Here is an 18,813-nt window from a genome sequence, read left to right as displayed (position 1 = left end):
TGAAGTAAGAAGAGAAATTTATAGTAATAAAAAACCCAGCTCGAGAGCTGGGTTTTTTTAATCGTCAAAGAGACTCAATCAATTACTTGATTTTCGCTTCTTTGTACATAACGTGCTGGCGTACAACTGGATCAAATTTCTTGATCTCAAATTTGCCTGGCATGTTACGCTTGTTCTTATCAGTTGTGTAGAAGTGACCAGTACCTGCTGAAGATACTAGACGGATTTTCTCACGAACGCCTTTCTTTGCCATTGCCTATTTCCTCTTAAACGTTTTCGCCACGTGCACGAATATCAGCAAGAACAGTATCGATACCTTTCTTGTCGATGATGCGCATACCTTTTGCAGTAAGGCGTAGTTTAACAAAACGTTTTTCGCTCTCTACCCAGAAACGATGAGTTTGTAGGTTCGGCAGAAAACGACGCTTAGTAGCATTTCGTGCGTGTGAACGGTTGTTACCCGTTACTGGACGCTTACCAGTTACTTGGCATACTCGTGACATGAATGTCTTCTCCAAAATCGTTTCAGCTCGATATCAACCTTGGTGGCCGAACCTCTCTATTTCTTGGAAAGAAGTTAGAGGTTAAGAACCGCTATGGAAAATCCATACAAGGCTATCAAAGGTCGCGCATTATACTAACTTGATATGCATTGCTCAAGACCCGAACAGATCCTTTTTACAGGTTTTCGTGATCTTTTTTTAGACAGCAGGTTTTTTCTAGCAGTCCAAGCTGAATTCAGTTAAAAATTTAGTGGCGAGGATGATAGCAGATTTTTAGCAACTAACAACCTAAAAAATGCACAGTTATATCCACCCTCTTTCTGCAAAAGAAACGCTTTCGCCATCACCGATAACGAAATGGTCCAAAATTCGAATATCCACCAGCGCTAAAGCGTCGATTAAACGCCGGGTAATCCTTCTATCTGCTTGGCTAGGTTCCGCCACACCTGACGGGTGGTTGTGAGCCAAAATCAATGCAGCGGCGTTGTGGTGCAAGGCGCGTTTGACTACTTCTCTTGGATAAACCGATGCAGCATCGAGTGTTCCTTCGAATAAAATCTCATCTTTTATTACCCGATGTTGGTTATCTAGGAAAAGAATGTAAAAAGCCTCTCTTTGGCGATCTCTTAATATAGAAGAAAGATAAAGTTTAGTTTGCTCTGGGCTGGTTAATGCGTCACCACGCTTTAGTGTTTCTGCTAAATAGCGTTGCGTCATTTCCAAAACGGCTTGTAACTGCACATATTTCGCTTGCCCTAACCCTTTATGTTGGCAGAACTCTTTCTCTGAGGCAGAAAACAACTGGCGAAGTGAGCCAAAATCTTGAATGAGAAAATCTGCCAGCTCAATGACATGCATTCCTTGCGTGCCAGTACGAAGGAAGATAGCCAGTAGCTCTGCATCGCTCAATGCTTGTGGCCCTCTATGAAGCAGTTTCTCTCTTGGCATCGATTCACTGGACAAGGTTTTAAGTATCATCAATGGGACCTGTTCGTTAAACTGCCCCTATTGCACTAAATAAAAAGCGAAAGCCGAAGCCGACTTTCGCTTTTTTCGTTAGCCACTACTTTTCTATGTAATAAAGAGATCAATCAGAGTTTGAAATGCCCTACAAGATCGTGCATTTCAGATCCTGATCGAGATAACTTGGTACTAATATGCTCTGAGTTCTGCAATGTATCATTGATGCGATTCACAATTTGCTGTATCGCCACCAAATTCTGATTAATGTCTTCAGCCACAGCACTTTGCTCTTCTGCAGCTGAAGCCGTTTGAATCCCCATATCACGAATAGTACCGATGGAATGATGCACACCAGATAACGACTGCTGGATCAGCGATGACTCCTCTACCGTCTTCACTCCTCGCTCTTGGCTAGCCGCCATCGTCGTTACCGCTCTAGAGACACCACTTTGCAACTGCTTAAGCATATCGCCAATTTCATGAGTGCTGTTTTGTGTTCGACTCGCCAGTGAGCGTACTTCATCTGCAACCACAGCAAAACCACGGCCTTGTTCACCCGCTCGTGCAGCTTCAATAGCGGCATTCAAAGCCAATAAGTTGGTTTGCTCTGCAATCTCACCAATCACATCCAGCACCTTGGTGATTTGCTCAGTTTGTTGGCTTAATTCAGAAATCGCTTCAGACGTACTATTTACTTCTTCGACCAACTTGCTGATACCATCAATGGCTTGATCAACTTCACGCTGCGCTTCCGTCACCTGATCATTGGCATCATCGATCGCCTGCGCTGTCGCATTCGTATTGGTCGCGACCTCTTTCGCTGTCATGCTCATCTGCGTCACAGCCGTCACTACCTTTTCCGTTTCTAAGCAGTGATTTTGCATCTGCCCACTCGCTTGAGATGTTTGCTGATCAAGTTCACCCGATACGGTTTGCACCGTGGTGGCAGAACGATGAATATCCTGCATTAGCGGGTGAAGCTTATCCATAAAGTCATTAAACGCCGTCGCGACTTCACCTACTTCATCTTTGCTTTCGATTTTCAGGCGCGCCGTTAAATCCCCTCCACCAGCAGCAACATCTTTTAGTGATGTAGCGATATGTTGCAAAGGTTGGATACCTTTGGACACCGCAATACTGGTTAGAATACTTGTGATGATCAGACCAATAACCGAGATGGTAACTGCCGACAACGTATGCTCATTCAGCTCTTGTGTCCGCAATTCACGCTGTATGGCCACTTGCTGATCGATATCATCAATATAAATCCCTGTTCCCAGTACCCAATCCCATTTTGATAAATACTCTGCATAGCCAAGCTTTGGAGCCTGTGCATCAATTGACGGTTTATGCCAAGAGAAGTAAAGGAAACCATCGCCATTTTTAGAGGCGTCAATCAATCCGCCAATGACCGCGACACCATTTTCATCTTTCAAGCCAATGAGGTTCTTACCTTCCAAAGATGGTTTAATCGCATGCAGCGTGTTCACTCCTTTAGAATCGTAAGCAAAGAAATAGCCATCACTCTCAAAGCGCATTGCTTTGAGAATTTCTTTTGCCGCTTCTTTGTTGCTGCCATTCACATCCGCATCGTAAAGCGGTTTTATCGCCGTCACCCCCATCATCATATAGGCTTGTAGCTCTTTCTTACGGCTCTCTATTAACTCCTGTCTATCCCGAGCTAACTCCGCCTCTAAGCTATTACTGCTGTTGATGTAGTACACCACAGAGATCAATGTGGTGATCAATAGCAAAGGGATCAGAGTGACCAGCAGCAATTTACTTCGACTTTTCAATACCATTTTTATTTTCCACTACCTTGTTATCGTTCTTTTCTCTCTATCTTGCCGAGCACACGAGAATTGTCTGTGAAGTAAACAAAACTTTTATATAACGTTCGGTCACTATTATTCTGTTGTTTGATGTGGATTAGCTTCTGGACAGATTTGCCTGGGCGATGAAAGATTCACTTGTGCTAAACTCGTCGCCAGAAAAATTGGAGATCTCACATGCAAACACTAGCAGGAAAGAAAATTCTACTCGGCATCAGTGGCGGTATTGCCGCGTATAAATGTGCGGAGCTAACCCGTCGCCTAATAGAAAGAGGCGCGCAAGTTCAAGTAGTGATGACCAAAGCGGCGAAGGAGTTCATTACTCCCTTGACCATGCAGGCAGTCTCTGGGCGTCCAGTATCGGATAGCTTGTTAGACCCAGCAGCAGAAGCATCGATGGGTCACATTGAACTGGCAAAATGGGCAGATTTGGTTCTTCTTGCTCCTGCGACTGCCGACTTGATTGCACGTATGTCGGCTGGCATGGGTAACGATTTACTGACTACGCTCGTACTTGCGACAGATTCACCAATCGCGGTATCTCCAGCAATGAATCAGCAGATGTACCGCAACATCGCGACCCAAGAAAACATCGCGACCCTAGCACGCCGCGGTATGCACATTTGGGGCCCTGCGGCCGGTGAGCAAGCATGTGGCGATGTAGGCCCAGGTCGAATGCTAGAACCAATGCAACTTGTCCATCTGTGTGAACAGTTTTTCCAACCAAAACTGTTAGCTGATAAGTCGGTGCTGATCACTGCAGGTCCAACCCGAGAAGCCATTGACCCAGTGCGTTACATCTCTAACCATAGCTCAGGAAAAATGGGGTTTGCGTTGGCGAGTGCTGCGGCACAATTGGGCGCTAACGTGACACTTGTCAGCGGTCCAGTAAGCTTGAGCACGCCAGTCGGAGTTGAGCGAATTAATGTGGCTAGCGCACAAGAGATGCACGATACAGTAATGGCTCACGCAGCAAAGCATGATGCCTTCATTAGTTGTGCTGCCGTAGCCGATTATCGCCCTGAAGATGTCGCGTCTCAAAAGTTGAAAAAGACTGAAGACAATGATCAGATGACCATCAAAATGGTCAAAAATCCTGATATTGTTGCGGCTGTTGCAACGATGACCGAACAGCGCCCATTTACGGTGGGTTTCGCTGCAGAAACGAATGACGTTGAGACGTACGCACGTGGCAAGCTGGTGAAGAAGAACCTTGATATGATTTGCGCTAACGATGTTTCAGTTAAAGGTCAAGGGTTTAACAGCAACGACAACGCCATTACTTTATTCTGGCCACAAGGTGAACAGGCATTAGCATTGGAATCCAAAGAAGCCCTAAGCTTCAAAATCTTAGAAAAGATGCATGACTTAATGCAATAACCCATTCGTTTTCATCGAAAACTGGCACAAATTTGGTATAAACATGACAACTGAGGGTGTTAAAGCTCCCATTACACCCTCACTAGTCTAGTTTGATGCTAAATAGCGTCTTATAATCCCCTCCGCTCAATTTTGTATTTTGAAAGGAAGTAACTAATGGCCGGCAGTAAAAAATCCAACCGTCGTGAAGAAATCTTGCAAGCTCTCGCACAGATGCTTGAATCTACAGAAGGCGCTTCACGCATTACTACGGCAAAATTGGCGAAACAAGTCGGGGTATCAGAAGCCGCGCTTTACCGCCACTTCCCTAGTAAAGCTCGAATGTTTGAGGGTTTGATTGAGTTCATTGAAGAAGCTTTGATGACGCGAATCAACCGCATTTTGGATGATGAGAAAGACACATTAGAACGCATTCGCATGGTGATGCACCTTATTTTGGCATTCTCAGAACGTAACCCTGGCCTGACACGCATTCTTTCTGGTCATGCTTTAATGTTTGAAAATGAGCGCCTTCGTGAACGTATCAACCAACTGTTTGAACGTATTGAAACACAACTTCGTCAAATCCTGCGTGAACGTAAGATTCGAGAAGGAAAGTCTTTCCCTGTTGAAGAACGTATTTTAGCCGCTCAAATTCTAGGACAAGTAGAAGGTAGCCTAAACCGTTTTGTTCGTTCAGACTTTAAATACCTGCCAACAGCGAACTTTGACGAATATTGGGCGCTCCTTAGTGCACAAATAAAATAAACATGAATACGACTAACCAACCAAAAGCAAGCTTGATCATTGCTTTTTACAATAACACACAAGCGTTAGACCTGATTTTTAATGCATTATCAGATCAAACTGAACCAAACTTTGAAGTTATCATTGCTGATGATGGCTCTAAACAAGACGCCGTTGATTTTATCGCTAAACGTGCTGAAGAATTACCTTATAAGGTCAAACATGTATGGCATGAAGATAAAGGCTTTAGAAAGAATAGAGTTTTAAATCACTCAATACTGGCCTCTAATAGCAACTATTTAATTTTCATAGACGGCGACTGTATACCTCAAAAACACTTCATAGAAGATCATGTCTGCAACGCTGAAAAAGGGCGTAGTCTGTGTGGTCGACGCGCAGAGCTTCCTGAAAAGTTTACTGATGATGTATTGAATTCGGCCTATCCAGGAACATTCTTTGAAGACAACAAATACCGTTTGCTATTTCACTACTTTACCACTAACGGCAAACATAAAGAAAAAGGTCGACATGTAGAAAAAGGGTTGCGTATAGCAAACCCATTCATACAACACTACCTACAACGCTCAAAAGTAAAAGGAATCTTAGGGTGTAATTTCTCTATCCACAAAGACGACATCCTGAAAGTCAATGCTTTTGATATGCGCTATGAAGCCCCTGCAATTGGTGAAGATAGTGATATTGATTATCGCCTAAATTTAGTTGGTATTACCAACAAACCTTTGTGCAATTTAGGATGTCAAATTCACATGTACCACCCTTGGTTAGAGCGCCCATCTGTCAACAAAGAGCTGTTTCAAGAGACAGTAAAAAATAAAGCAGCTTGGGCTGAATTGGGGATCTCGACACTTATATCGGGAGACAATAATGAATAATGAAGGCAGCTTCTCTTTGTCTTTACTCCACCCCAAACATTGGGGCGTATGGATCGGTTTTGGATTTCTGGCAGTAATAGTCAACATCCTACCCTATCGTCTATTAAAATCACTGGGGCACTCTCTCGGAGCTTTGACACCAAAACTGTCGCCAAAGCGAGCTGCGATTGCAAAACGAAACTTAGAGCTTGCATTCCCAGACAAACCCGAAGCTGAAATCACTAAAGTCGTTGATGAAAACCTCAAAAATACTGGCTTAGCTTTGATTGAAACTGGTATCACTTGGTTCTGGCCAACTTGGCGTTTCAAAAATCTAATTGTAGAAAAAGATATCTGTGCTTTACGCACAAAAGCTACAGAGGGTAAAGGCGTCTTACTGTGCTGTGTTCATGCCCTTAACCTTGAGATCACGGCTCGTGCTTTTGCTGTTCTTGGTGTGGCAGGTTACGGTGCATTTCGCCCGCACAACAACCCTGCATACAACTTTATTCAGTATTGGGGGCGTACACATAACGGCAATAAGTTGATTGATCGCAAAGACGTCAAACAGATGATTCGTGTACTGCGTAGCGGTGAACGTTTGTTTTATTTACCAGACCATGATTACGGTCGTAACAAGTCCGTGTTTGTGCCTTTCTTCGCAGTCGAAGATGCATGTACTACAACTGGTACCAGCATTCTGGCTTACACGTCTAAATGTTCAATTATTCCGGGTTCTGGTTTCCGTAATGAAGATGGCAAATATGAAATCATTGCTGATAAGTGCATTGAAGCCGATTACCCGAAAAAGGACGAGGTAGCGGCAGCTGCCTACATGAACACCTTTGTAGAAGAAGTGATTCTGCGAGCACCTGAACAATGGATGTGGCTACACAAGCGTTATAAAACTATGCCAGATCCAAGAGTGAGGCAAGGGACACGCTACGATTAACTCTCAAACAAGATAGAAGGCTGAAGTATACGCTTCAGCCTTATTCGTTTTCTATTCTAAAGAGTGTTCAAAGTAAGCGACCAACTACTGAAGTCGGTGATTTAGAGCTGGGATAGAAGGCTCTACTTTTAATACTGCGGTCTAAATGCCGTATTCTGCGCGGTACGCTTTGACTGCTTCTAGATGCTCTTTGTCTGTACCTTTCTCTTCAAGGAAAGTCACAAGGTCAGTCAGGCTAACGATTGAGATGATTGCACAACCAAAGTCACGCTCCACTTCTTGAATCGCAGACAACTCACCTTTACCTTTTTCTTGGCGGTCAATCGCAACCAACACACCAGCAAGGTCTGCGCCATTTGCTTGAATGATTTCCATCGCTTCACGAATCGCAGTACCTGCTGTGATTACGTCGTCTACTAACATGATACGACCTTCAAGTGCTGAACCTACAAGGTTGCCGCCTTCGCCGTGGTCTTTCGCTTCTTTACGGTTGAAGCAGTATGGCGTGTCGATGTCGTGGTGATCTGCAAGCGCTACTGCTGTTGTCGTCGCGATTGGGATACCTTTGTACGCAGGGCCAAACAGTACATCAAACTCAATGCCTGAATCCGCCAACGCTGCTGCGTAAAAACGACCAAGACGCGCTAGATCACGACCAGTATTGAAAAGACCAGCGTTAAAGAAGTACGGGCTTTTACGGCCAGATTTCAAAGTAAACTCACCAAACTTAAGAACTTCTTTCTCAAGTGCAAACTCAATAAATTCACGCTGGTATGCTTTCATTATTTTCTCTCTAAATACAGGCTTGGTATCCATATTCCCAAGCAGTTAATAAACACTAATGCGTTATCTCCTAAGTAGATGGATTTACAGCTAGGCAGCAAGTTTTTCTATCCCTATGAGCATAGTCTTCTATGTAATTAGGGTAGAAAAGCGCAGCGAACAACGCTGTAGATTCATATACGACGGAGATAAAAAAATAGCCCCCATAATGGGAGCCATTAAAATCAATTGGCTAACGCCGCCTTCTGCGCTGCGACAATTTCCGTAATGCCGACTTTCGCCGACTCTAATAGAGCCATCAGCTGCTCATGACTGAACGGTTCACCTTCTGCGGTGCCCTGAATTTCAATCATCTTGCCTTCTTCCGTCATTACGACGTTCATGTCTGTGTCTGCCGCTGAATCTTCGACGTACTCAAGGTCACACAGAACATCATCACCAAGTAAACCAACGGAAACTGCCGCTACGTGGCCTTTCATTGGGTTTGCTTTTAGCTTGCCGCTATCCACTAGGTGTTGGAACGCATCCGCTAGAGCAACGCTTGCGCCGCTGATAGATGCTGTACGAGTACCACCGTCGGCTTGGATAACATCACAATCAACCGTGATCATGAACTCACCCATCGCTTGTAGATCAACCACTGCGCGTAGGCTGCGTGCGATCAGGCGTTGAATTTCCATTGTACGGCCACCTTGCTTACCGTTCGCAGCTTCACGACGAGTACGCGAGTGAGTCGCACGAGGTAGCATGCCATATTCAGCAGTTACCCAGCCTTTACCTTGACCTTTTAGCCAACGAGGCACAGATTCTTCAACGGTCGCATTACACAACACTTTGGTGTTACCAAATTCAACTAACACAGAGCCTTCAGCGTAAGCTGTGTAGTTACGAGTAATTTTGATTGGGCGAACTTGTTCCGCCTTGCGATCGTTTGGACGCATGGGCATCTACCTTAAGTAATGAGGAGAAGACGATTTGGTTGGGCGCAGATTATAGCGGAATCGATTAAATAAAGCTATCTGGACAATCTCTACACAGAATAGCACAGCCACAACTCTCAGGCTGTGCTACTATTGCGGGGTAATTTTCAGCAAATTAGAAGACAGGAAAATTCGATGATTTACAGTATGACAGCGTATGCGCGCAAAGAAGTAAAAGGCGATTGGGGCAGCGCAGTGTGGGAAATCCGCAGTGTGAACCAACGCTACCTAGAAACTTACTTCCGCATGCCAGAACAATTCCGCGCTCTTGAGCCTGTACTACGTGAGCGTTTTCGTAAGCGCCTAGCACGCGGTAAAGTAGAATGTAGCCTACGCTTTGAAGCAAACCCAGCAGCAAAAGCTGAACTTAGCATCAACGAAGCACTGGCAAACCAAGTGATCAAAGCGGCAGAACAAGTCATGCACATGACGGGCGAACTAAGCCGCATCAACCCATTCCAAGTAATGCAATGGCCAGGCGTGATGGAGACGCCAGAGCAGAACATGGATGAGGTAAACAAAGAACTGCTTGCAGCCTTTGATGAAGCAATTAGTGAGTTCATTGAAGCGCGTGGCCGTGAAGGCGACAACATGAAAGCGCTTATCGAGCAACGCCTAGAAGCGATCACATCAGAAGTTGTGAAAGTGCGCGCACGCATGCCAGAAATCCTAGAGTGGCAACGTGAGCGCCTGTTCTCGAAATTTGAAGATGCGAAAGTTGAGCTAGACCCATCTCGCGTAGAGCAAGAGCTTATCCTTCTGGCACAGAAATCAGACGTAGCAGAAGAGCTAGATCGTCTTGATTCTCACGTGAAAGAGACCACAAACATCCTGAAGAAAGGTGGCGCAGTCGGTCGTCGTCTAGATTTCATGATGCAAGAGTTCAACCGTGAATCGAACACGCTCGCGTCAAAATCAATCAGCACAGACATCACCGCATCAGGTGTTGAACTGAAAGTTCTGATTGAGCAAATGCGTGAACAGATCCAGAACATCGAATAATAAACCTTTCGATTTATCTTCTAAAGCCCTGCATTGCAGGGCTTTTTCTATTGCATTTCTAGAAGTTAAGCATTGAGATTCTTCATACAATGCTCACATAGCACAGGCTTTTTCTCAGCAGGTTTTAGGCGAAAGCGCTGCCAGAAAGCAGGCTCGGCTTTCGTTACAAAAATACCGCCAAGTAATGGCAGCAGCAGGGCAACAGAAACCAACGACAAACTGTTACCCGCAATCCATGTTGAAAGGCTAAGCGCAATCAACGGGAAAAACAGAAAACAAATCGAGGCAGTAAACGGCGTCGACACCTGTCCAAGTTTAAAGTACGCCACAATGCCCCCTACGCTGGCAAACATACCAAGGTAAATAACTGCCGTAACTGAATCTATTGAGAACTGAGAAATATCTGGCTGCTCAACAAGCAATGAGGTGATAAACAACAATACGGAAGCGACAAAGCTCGGAAAGGCGTTGTAAGTCAGTACTGGAATTCCCTTGCAGAACTTTTCGACAAACACATACATCACCGAATGAATTGCGACCGCTCCACCTAAAGCGAGAAAGCCCAGTAGATAATCCTCGCCACCTAAACTCATCTCTTTAGCCAGAATCAGAATTAAGCTTAGAACCGCCACCAAAAGACCAGTAATCTGCAATTTCCGCAACCTAAGCCCAAGGAACAAGCTCGATGTCACCATGACTGCGATTGGCATATTGGCGAAGATAATCGAAGCAAGACCTGATGAAATGTACTGTTCGCCAAAAATCATCAAGGTAAATGGAATCGCGAAATAGAAAATCGCGACCACGAACATCCAAAATACTTTTCCCTTAGGAAAGAACAGGGGTTGATTGAGGTGTTTCGCCAACATGATTAATAACGGCGCTGCGATCAAAAATCGCAGTCCGGTAGCAAAAATTGGCGGTATAGTTTGCACCGCTACTTCCATCGCAAACCACGTGGTGCCCCAAATTAAACACACAGATACAAACAAGATGATTGGTAAATGCTTATGCATCATGGCGACCTCCCGCTTTTCGGTTGATAACAAGGTTTGGTAGGTGCACAGCAAGGTGCTCGGTACGAGCAATTAGATTGATTTTCATTTTTCATTCCCATCACAGGATGGTGCAAATAGAGAGCTATTCACACGCATAACAAATTCACACGGTAATTCGTGCAGTAACATTGTTGGCAGCGATACGCTGCGAGATAGGAATTAAGCTATCGGAGGACGATAGTGAGAGTGCATGTCTGCACTGGTGTAGAGCGCGGCTTTGCTTACCGCCATTTCATCTCGGAATGGAGCTTCATAAGTTCTTGGCTGAGTTTCAACAACAGCCGAACCCGATGCGTGGCCATGGGAACAACACTGCTTTTCAAAGCATGTTCCGCCAGGTTCACAGCAACTCGGTTCGTCCTTTTCTGCTGAACCAAAGGTTAAGTCACAGTAGCTAATATGCAGAGACTCAGCCGTCGTGATGTGGCTCACTGTTGATGGTATTTCTGCACGAGCGATACCGCTTGAAAGCGCAAATGCAATCAAGACACTCAGCAGAAAATAAATTGTCGATGTGCTTTTCGCTAGCATCACAATATCTCATCAGAACAGGTAAAAAGGTTAGAGTGAAGATACTCATCAATTAGACAAGAAACAAGATGGCTTGAGATGACTTTACACTTTTTACCCCAATGCCATTGAGTGTGATTTTCCTTCACGCCTAAACAAAGCCTCGCACTGAGCGAGGCTTAATAACATCATTCGTCTTTTTCGGCGGTTTGATTATCGATATACGGCCAATAATGATGACCGACTCGAATAACCAAGGTTGCTGCAGCCAGAATAAACGCGGCTAAAGAAAGCCATACGATCATTACGGAGTCGAGTTCTTTCATGCCAAGCGTGATGTAACGAGCAATCGCCATCATAGCAATGTAAATTGGATAACGAACCGGTATCTTACCGTTCATCACAAACTGCCCGACCATGGCGAGCACTTCGAGGTAGATAAACATCAATAAGATGTCATCAAGTGAAACACGCTTTTGTACATAAATATGGATAAACTCTTCCACCATCGCCCACACGGTCGCCAAAGTAATGGCAACCAATAGAACGGCTTCAAGCAGATGAAAAAGTTTCAGAAATGGACGACTGAATGATTTAGGTAAATGCGACGGCATAGCCAACTATCCAAAAAAATCAAAGGAATAAGTTTGCAGTGTAGCACGCTATTTTAAAGAAGCTGAAGACACGTACGCTCTCCGGCTATAAAAATACGCTCATAATAAAAACGCCCCAACTAACTGGAGCGTTTTTGATGATAATTTTACTCAGCAGATGGCGCTACGCCACTTGCTGCTTTTTTTCTGCTAAGCGCTTTTTCTTGCGGTATTTCGGGTGCGTAATCGGAATCGCCGATAAAAGCTTCTTGGTATAATCGTTCTGAGGATTCGCGTAAATTTCTTTCGCGTTACCCGCTTCCACGACTTTACCAAAGTACATCACCGCAACCTTATCAGACACATGCTTCACTACAGACAGGTCATGCGAGATAAAGATAATCGCAAGATTCATCTCTTGTTGCAGTTGCAATAGCAGGTTTAGGATTTGCGCTTGAACCGATACGTCCAACGCTGATACCGACTCATCACAAATCAGCAATTTAGGCTTAAGGGCAATCGCACGAGCAATACCAATACGTTGGCGCTGACCACCGGAGAACTCATGCGGATAGCGGTTTATCGCGGTTTCTGGCAAGCCAACTTTAACAAGCAGCTCTTTCACCCACTGTTTGCGCTCTGCAGACGTACCGATGTTGTGAATCACATACGGCTCTTCGAGAATCATGCCGATAGTATGGCGTTGGTTTAGCGATTCCATTGGGTCTTGGAAAACAATCTGCATGTCTTTACGCAATGAACGCATTTGCTTCACAGACAATTTGGTGATGTCTTTGCCTTCAAAGAAAATCTTACCTTCTGTTGGCTCATACAACTTGAGAATCGTGCGGCCCAAGGTACTTTTACCACAACCAGACTCGCCCACTAGGCCAAGAGTTTCCCCCTCGCCTACTGATAATGACACACCATCAACCGCTTTAATGGTGTAGCCTTTCTTAAACAGTCCTTTACCAGATACAAAGTGCTGCTTAAGATCTTCAATTCTTAATACTTCTTTAGCCATAACATCCTCTTTTATGACGTGCTCACTTTGCACCTGTTAGCTAGCAAACATGCTGGCATCAATTGGCTTAATGTCGATCATCTGTTTTGGTTCATTATCCAAACTAGGCATCAACCCCATCAAGCGCTCTGTGTAAGGGTGTTGTGGATTATCAAATAGCTCAAAAATCTCCGCCTTTTCGACAATACGACCACCGTACATCACCGCCACGTCATCACACACTTCGGCAACCACACCAAGATCGTGGGTAATGAAGATCATCGCCATGCCCGTCTCTTCTTGAAGCTCATTCATTAAGTCAAGGATAGACGCTTGAACGGTTACATCCAGTGCGGTAGTAGGTTCATCACAAATCAAAATGTCAGGCTTACACGCCAACGCCATCGCAATCATCACACGCTGACGCATACCACCTGATAAGTTATGTGGGTACTCGTTCAAGCGCTTTTCTGGCATTGGAATTTTAACTTTCTCCAGCATTTCAATGGCATAAGCTTCCCGCTCTTTTTTCCCTAATTCTGGGCGATGCAGTTCTAGCACTTCACAAAGCTGGCGACCGATAGAATGCACCGGGTTCAGTGCCGTCATCGGATCTTGGAAAATAATCGAAATACGGTCACCACGCATGGCGTACATCTCTTCTGCCGGGAGCGTCACGAGATTAGTGCCACGATAGTTAATCTCACCATTAATGATATTACCGTAAGGCTTAGGTAACAGACCCATGATGGACATTGAGGTCACACTCTTACCACTGCCCGACTCACCTACCAAACCAAGCGTACGACCCGCACGAACATCAAAGTTAACACCATGAAGTACCTTTACCGGGCCATCGTCGGTCGTGAACTCTACTTCTAGATCTTTAACACTTAGGATTACATCGTTTTCCATAACACATCCTTACAGCTTATAAGTGTCGTCAACAACCACACTCGGCTCAAAAGTTTTACCCGACTTCATCGCCTTTTCAGTTTGTTTCTTAATATCTTTGTCGATCCAGAACACACCAAGACCCGGAGAGAATGCATTAGGGAAAAGCATCGCTGTTCGTTTCGTCATTGGTTGCTCAGGATATTTCATCCAACGCCAATGACCTTCACGGGTATATGGCACCATATATCCAGGAACAATCACGGCAGCGTCATTAATAATGGTTTGGATTTGACGAGAAATTGCGCGCTTTTTATCGATATCAAACTCATGTTTGAAGTCCATAATAAGTGCATCTAATTCTGGAGAACTGTAATTAGCATGGCTGTTAGTTTGCGGTTTGTTCGCATTCACTGAATGGAAATACTCCCAGTATGCCGGAACTTCTGCTGTTCCCATCGTTAAGAATGCCACCTCGTGCTTCTTCTCTAAGATGTATTTAAACGCCGATGAACCATCCACCAAGTTCAATGTGTACTCAAGCCCAGCTAACTTGGCTTGTTCTTTAAGGAATGACATTCGTGGTGTATGACCCGCAAAACTATACGTGATGGCAAAGCTTAATCGCTGACCTTTATCGTTGACACGGATGCCGTCCTCAGCAATTTGGTCAAATCCCGCCGCCTTAAAGTACTCCACTGCTTTTTCAGGCTCAAACTTTGGCGGCACCGCATCTTTCAAATCATAATCACCGCGCCCTACGCCTAAGGCATTCGGTTTACGAACATAATCTCCACGAGTGAGTTTTTCGATCATGCCATCAAAATCGCTCGCCAATGCGACACCTTTTCGCACATTTAAGTCGCTTAGCATTGGGTTGGCGGTATTCAGCCATAAGCCACCAGCCCCTTCTGGATATTGATTGTAACCCCAGAATTTAGTGATATAACCTTTCTCGTATGGCGCAGTTTTGGTCTTGTCATGCCAAAGGATTGGCCTAACTAAACCAAAAGAATCAAGCTTACCTTTTTCAAAGTGCTTCATCGCGATATCTGCATCTCGGATCACGGTAAAGCGCACTTTTTCTACATTGTAACGATTCTTATAGTATGGATTAGAGTAACCCCACCAATCCTCTCCAACGTGCTTAAAAGTAACACTTTTGCCTTTTTTGACTTTATCTAGGTAGTAAGCAAACGTCGTTGGCTCACTCTTAAAGTTGTATTTGCGAACAAAGTTATCATCGATGCCGTCGCCATTTTCATCTTTCGATGGATTGGCATAAAAATGCGCAGGTCTGGGGGTCAAAGAGCCAAGCGTATACAGCAGATCTTCTTGGTTTTTCTCTGAGCCAGAAACGAAAGCCAAAGTGTGGTCATCGTATTTGATGACATCAGCGATCACATTGGTGTAGTACTCGTTATACCATGGTGCAACGATGTCTTTAGAGCGGTAGAACTTAAGCATGAAGACAAAATCATCAGCAGTAACCGGCTTGCCATCAGACCATTGAGCTTTTGGATTTAGCTTGAAATAGATAGTCTTGTTATCGTCATCGAATGCCCACTCATTAGCTAGGTCAGGAATCCACTCTAGCGTGTTTGGGTGCTTTCGAACTAAGTTTGGTGCATCATCGGCAAACCATCCGCGTAGACCAGAGTTAGAATCGGGGCCAACACTACGAAGTGTCTGGGGGAAACTAGACATGAAGGTACGATAAGTGCCACCAAATTGCGCTTGTTCAGACGCATATAATGGTGCATCCCAATTTGTATGCCAGTTTAAGTCAGTCGGAAGCGTCTCTGACATCGCACCAAAACTCAGGGCGCTCAGCGTAGACGCTAAAAATAATTTATTCATAAAACTTCCCTTTTTTATGTTTTGCTCACAATGCTTGCTTAAACATAGCGTGTGAATTTTTTCGGGTCGAATGCCGCTCGAATCGCTTCACCAATAAAGGTCACCATGACCAATACCAGTACAATCGAAGCCACAACTGATGAAACAATCCATGGCGAGTCTAAATTCGACTTACCTTGTTGCAACAGCTCGCCCCAACTTGGAGTTGGTGGCATCAAGCCAAGGCCGAGGTAGTCCAGAGCCGTTAGCGCGGTGATGTTTGCTGCGATAGTAAAGGGTGCAAGCGTCACAATCATTACCATCGTGTTTGGCAGAATGTGGTTAAACAGGATACGACCAGTTGAAGCCCCCAATGCACGAGCCGCCATTACGTATTCACGCGCAGACTCTTTATAAGTCATGGTTCGCATGTACCAAGTCATCCCCATCCAGCCAAATAGGACGTTAATGGCGACGAATAAGGTAAAGGTAGGCTGAACAATCGATACTAAGATCATAATGACATACAGGAATGGCACCATTGACCAAACTTCAATTAAACGCTGAACAAATAGGTCAAACTTTCCGCCCCAGAAACCCATCGCACAGCCAACTGCGGTACCGATAGCATAAGAAACAGCCATCGTTAGTAGCGCGAAACCCATTGCGGTACGGAAGCCATATACTAGTCGAGCTAAAATATCACGGCCGATAACATCGGTACCCAAATAGTGTTTGTCTTCTGCACTTGGCGCCGTTGGAGGAAAGTCACCACTGAAGTCTTGCTCGTATGGGTTCCAAGGCACGATAGGTAGAATAACGAAGTTATCACTGCCTTCCGCGGCAAATACTTTCTGTAGTTCTCGGTAATCCGCTTCGCTAGAGGACGCTTGTCCAAAGTCACTCCCCAAACGTACATCGCTCACGACAGGGAAGTAGTAACTACCATCGTACTTTACTACCAATGCTTTGCTGTTGATCAACAACTCCGCAAACAGCGATAGAACCAACATGGTCGATAAAATAAGAAATGACCAGTAACCACGTTTTATATCTTTAAAGTGACGGATTTTCTTTTGAGTTAATGGGCTAACTTTAATCATATTACGCTCCAAACTTCACACGAGGGTCGACTAAAGCAACACAAATATCAGAGATGATGTTACCTATAAGGAGCAGCATCGCGTTGATAGCGACAATTCCCATTACTACTGGGTAGTCACGCTCCATAATCGATTCATAACCAAGCAATCCGATACCATCGATATTGAAAATAACTTCAATCAAGAATGCCCCGGTCATAAAGAACAATAACGAGTTACCAAAGTGAGAAGCGATAGGTATCAAGCTATTGCGTAGCGCGTGTTTGCGTACCGCTTTTTTAAACGGTAAGCCCTTGGCAATCGCAGTACGAATGTAATCTGACGACAGGTTTTCCATAAGGTTATTCTTCATCGTCATGGTTAGCGTTGCAAAATCGCCAATCAAGTAACAAATCAAAGGCAGCACCGCATGCCACATAATGTCTTTAGCACGCTCAAAGAAGGTTTCATAGTCGTCAAAGTCGTCCCCGACAAAGCCTCCCATTGGGAACCACTCTAGGTGATAACTGAACAACGTAATCAGCAAAACACCAACTACATAGCCAGGTAAGGCATAGCCAACGAAGATAAGAATAGAAGAAGCGGAATCAAACACAGAGCCATGCTTCAACGCTTTGTAGTAACCGAGCGGAATTGAAATGAAGTAACTAATAAAAAACGTCATTCCACCATAAAATAGTGAGACTGGCAGGCGCTCAGCGATCATGTCTGAAACAGGCTCGTAGTAACGGGTTGATTCACCGAAGTCTAAAACCAATAATCGGCTTAACCAATCGATATAAGCCTCTGTTACAGGCTTATCTAGACCGTAAAAAGCATTCAGCTCAGCGATTTGATCCTCTGAAAGTGCAGTATTACCCCCCGCAGAGGTCATAGCCGCGGCACCGTCTCCCTGCGACTGCATTTGAGACAGCATTCGCTCAACTGGGCCACCGGGTACAAATCGAGTGATAGCAAAAATTAGAATAGTAATTCCCAAGAATGTTGGAATCACTAATGCTAATCGGCGTAAAAAATACGACAGCATATACAACTTACTCCATGTCTACTGTCCATTGTTAGGCGGGTTCGGGGAGGAGGTTTCCGGCCCAAAATGGTGCAATTCGATAACGTAGCAACTGAAGTTATTAAAACGCACTCCCTGAGTTTCAATAACTAGTTTTTTCCACTACTGCAACAATTTCAGCGTCATATTTATCTTGAAACTCCGCACGCTTCAAGTGTTTGAGCCCAAAACATGACAAACTTCCTTCAATGTCGAAAAATGAAAATGTTTTTGAAAAAAAATATAAAAAACCACAAAAGTCATTCATACAGGATATCAATCTAGGCACTTTAGAGTTAAAACCTTACATAAACATGCACTAACAGTGACTATTACAACACTTAAACCAAAGGTTAATTTGACGCTAAAATAACAGTGAGCCCTTTTAGTACAATGGGTATCATTATTTGATACCGATCGCTGCGACCGAGTTAACATGTCACCCATTCCATAAAAACCACCTCTAAGCAGAATATTCTACAAATTGACTGAAATTCAGTACTCAAAGCCCACTTAAAATCCATACGCAACATAAGTCATTACTGTTTACAAGAAACACAAAATACGGTGTTTTATTAAAATTTAATCCCGCCCTGCAAATAACTGACAGAAAATTATTCTGTGATTTATGTCACTTTTGGTTTTTTACATCTTTTTTACATTTTCTTATCTCATTTTACCACTGGTTTGACTTCCTTTTTTCATCTCAGGTATACATGCCTTTAGCGTTAACGAAATATTAACGTCACAATTGGTCGTTATGCGGCCAGACATA

19 protein-coding genes are annotated in these 18,813 nt (G+C 44.3%); 5 read left to right on the top strand and 14 right to left on the bottom strand.

All coding sequences use genetic code 11. The features are described from left to right. Positions 1 to 82 precede the first annotated feature (82 nt). The 4 genes from rpmG to J4N37_RS00795 all read right to left on the bottom strand — a co-directional run bounded on the left by rpmG (position 83) and on the right by J4N37_RS00795 (position 3,268). Positions 83 to 253, bottom strand: a complete 171-nt coding sequence (gene rpmG / locus J4N37_RS00810; RefSeq protein ID WP_004410866.1) for a 50S ribosomal protein L33 — start codon at positions 251 to 253, stop codon at positions 83 to 85. 13 nt (positions 254 to 266) lie between these two features. Continuing rightward, positions 267 to 503, bottom strand: a complete 237-nt coding sequence (gene rpmB / locus J4N37_RS00805) for a 50S ribosomal protein L28 (protein ID WP_005467944.1) — start codon at positions 501 to 503, stop codon at positions 267 to 269. A gap of 303 nt (positions 504 to 806) precedes the next feature. Continuing rightward, positions 807 to 1,481 carry a RadC family protein gene (gene radC / locus J4N37_RS00800; RefSeq protein WP_252041467.1) on the bottom strand — a complete coding sequence of 225 codons (675 nt, stop codon included), beginning with the start codon at positions 1,479 to 1,481 and terminating at the stop codon, positions 807 to 809. Between the two features lie 113 nt (positions 1,482 to 1,594). Next, positions 1,595 to 3,268: a methyl-accepting chemotaxis protein gene (locus J4N37_RS00795; RefSeq protein ID WP_045386255.1), complete on the bottom strand. Its 1,674-nt coding sequence runs from the start codon at positions 3,266 to 3,268 to the stop codon at positions 1,595 to 1,597. 207 nt (positions 3,269 to 3,475) lie between these two features. On the opposite strand from J4N37_RS00795, the gene coaBC reads away from it, so the two are divergent. The 4 genes from coaBC (at position 3,476) to lpxL (ending at position 7,228) form a co-directional block, all read left to right on the top strand. Beyond that, on the top strand, positions 3,476 to 4,678 hold the full coding sequence (coaBC, locus tag J4N37_RS00790; protein WP_252041465.1) for a bifunctional phosphopantothenoylcysteine decarboxylase/phosphopantothenate--cysteine ligase CoaBC: 1,203 nt from the start codon (positions 3,476 to 3,478) through the stop codon (positions 4,676 to 4,678). Between the two features lie 156 nt (positions 4,679 to 4,834). Further along, positions 4,835 to 5,425 carry a nucleoid occlusion factor SlmA gene (slmA, locus tag J4N37_RS00785; RefSeq protein ID WP_010445075.1) on the top strand — a complete coding sequence of 197 codons (591 nt, stop codon included), beginning with the start codon at positions 4,835 to 4,837 and terminating at the stop codon, positions 5,423 to 5,425. Between the two features lie 2 nt (positions 5,426 to 5,427). Then, positions 5,428 to 6,297: a glycosyltransferase gene (locus J4N37_RS00780; RefSeq protein ID WP_252041464.1), complete on the top strand. Its 870-nt coding sequence runs from the start codon at positions 5,428 to 5,430 to the stop codon at positions 6,295 to 6,297. Next, the gene (gene lpxL / locus J4N37_RS00775; RefSeq protein WP_252041462.1) at positions 6,290 to 7,228 is read left to right on the top strand and encodes an LpxL/LpxP family Kdo(2)-lipid IV(A) lauroyl/palmitoleoyl acyltransferase; all 939 of its coding nucleotides are present in this window, start codon (positions 6,290 to 6,292) and stop codon (positions 7,226 to 7,228) included. The genes J4N37_RS00780 and lpxL overlap by 8 nt, the downstream gene beginning before the upstream one ends. A 141-nt stretch (positions 7,229 to 7,369) precedes the next feature. Here the strand turns inward: lpxL and pyrE are convergent, their stop codons facing one another. Together pyrE and rph are read right to left on the bottom strand one after the other, a co-directional pair. Beyond that, positions 7,370 to 8,011: an orotate phosphoribosyltransferase gene (pyrE, locus tag J4N37_RS00770; RefSeq protein ID WP_252041461.1), complete on the bottom strand. Its 642-nt coding sequence runs from the start codon at positions 8,009 to 8,011 to the stop codon at positions 7,370 to 7,372. Between the two features lie 224 nt (positions 8,012 to 8,235). Further along, a complete protein-coding gene (rph, locus tag J4N37_RS00765) occupies positions 8,236 to 8,952 on the bottom strand; it encodes a ribonuclease PH (protein WP_045386251.1) in 717 nt (238 codons plus the stop codon). 174 nt (positions 8,953 to 9,126) lie between these two features. On the opposite strand from rph, the gene J4N37_RS00760 reads away from it, so the two are divergent. Then, positions 9,127 to 9,993, top strand: a complete 867-nt coding sequence (locus J4N37_RS00760) for a YicC/YloC family endoribonuclease (protein ID WP_038883423.1) — start codon at positions 9,127 to 9,129, stop codon at positions 9,991 to 9,993. 65 nt (positions 9,994 to 10,058) lie between these two features. On the opposite strand, the gene J4N37_RS00755 is transcribed toward J4N37_RS00760, so the two are convergent. From J4N37_RS00755 to J4N37_RS00720, 8 genes are all read right to left on the bottom strand, one after another. After that, positions 10,059 to 11,012, bottom strand: a complete 954-nt coding sequence (locus tag J4N37_RS00755; RefSeq protein ID WP_252041460.1) for a DMT family transporter — start codon at positions 11,010 to 11,012, stop codon at positions 10,059 to 10,061. Positions 11,013 to 11,210: 198 nt separating this feature from the next. Then, a complete protein-coding gene (locus J4N37_RS00750; protein WP_071234847.1) occupies positions 11,211 to 11,582 on the bottom strand; it encodes a hypothetical protein in 372 nt (123 codons plus the stop codon). A 167-nt stretch (positions 11,583 to 11,749) separates the two neighbouring features. Then, a complete protein-coding gene (locus J4N37_RS00745) occupies positions 11,750 to 12,175 on the bottom strand; it encodes a phosphate-starvation-inducible protein PsiE (protein ID WP_010445065.1) in 426 nt (141 codons plus the stop codon). Between the two features lie 163 nt (positions 12,176 to 12,338). Next, positions 12,339 to 13,178, bottom strand: coding sequence for an ABC transporter ATP-binding protein (locus tag J4N37_RS00740; protein ID WP_143691704.1), 840 nt, complete (start codon positions 13,176 to 13,178; stop codon positions 12,339 to 12,341). 36 nt (positions 13,179 to 13,214) lie between these two features. Next, the gene (locus J4N37_RS00735; RefSeq protein ID WP_252041458.1) at positions 13,215 to 14,072 is read right to left on the bottom strand and encodes an ABC transporter ATP-binding protein; all 858 of its coding nucleotides are present in this window, start codon (positions 14,070 to 14,072) and stop codon (positions 13,215 to 13,217) included. 9 nt (positions 14,073 to 14,081) lie between these two features. Next, positions 14,082 to 15,911 (bottom strand): extracellular solute-binding protein, encoded by a 1,830-nt coding sequence (locus J4N37_RS00730; RefSeq protein WP_182026405.1) that lies wholly within the window; start codon positions 15,909 to 15,911, stop codon positions 14,082 to 14,084. Positions 15,912 to 15,949: 38 nt separating this feature from the next. Next, positions 15,950 to 16,993: an ABC transporter permease gene (locus J4N37_RS00725; RefSeq protein WP_252041456.1), complete on the bottom strand. Its 1,044-nt coding sequence runs from the start codon at positions 16,991 to 16,993 to the stop codon at positions 15,950 to 15,952. A gap of 1 nt (position 16,994) precedes the next feature. Beyond that, on the bottom strand, positions 16,995 to 18,020 hold the full coding sequence (locus J4N37_RS00720) for an ABC transporter permease subunit (protein WP_010445060.1): 1,026 nt from the start codon (positions 18,018 to 18,020) through the stop codon (positions 16,995 to 16,997). Between the last annotated feature and the right edge of the window lie 793 nt (positions 18,021 to 18,813).

The organism is Vibrio sp. SCSIO 43153 (genome assembly GCF_023716625.1).
In the GTDB taxonomy this organism is placed as follows: Bacteria; Pseudomonadota; Gammaproteobacteria; order Enterobacterales; family Vibrionaceae; genus Vibrio; species Vibrio rotiferianus.
The sequence above is the reverse complement of the archived record's forward strand: the minus strand, read 5'-3'. Positions and strand labels throughout refer to the sequence as shown.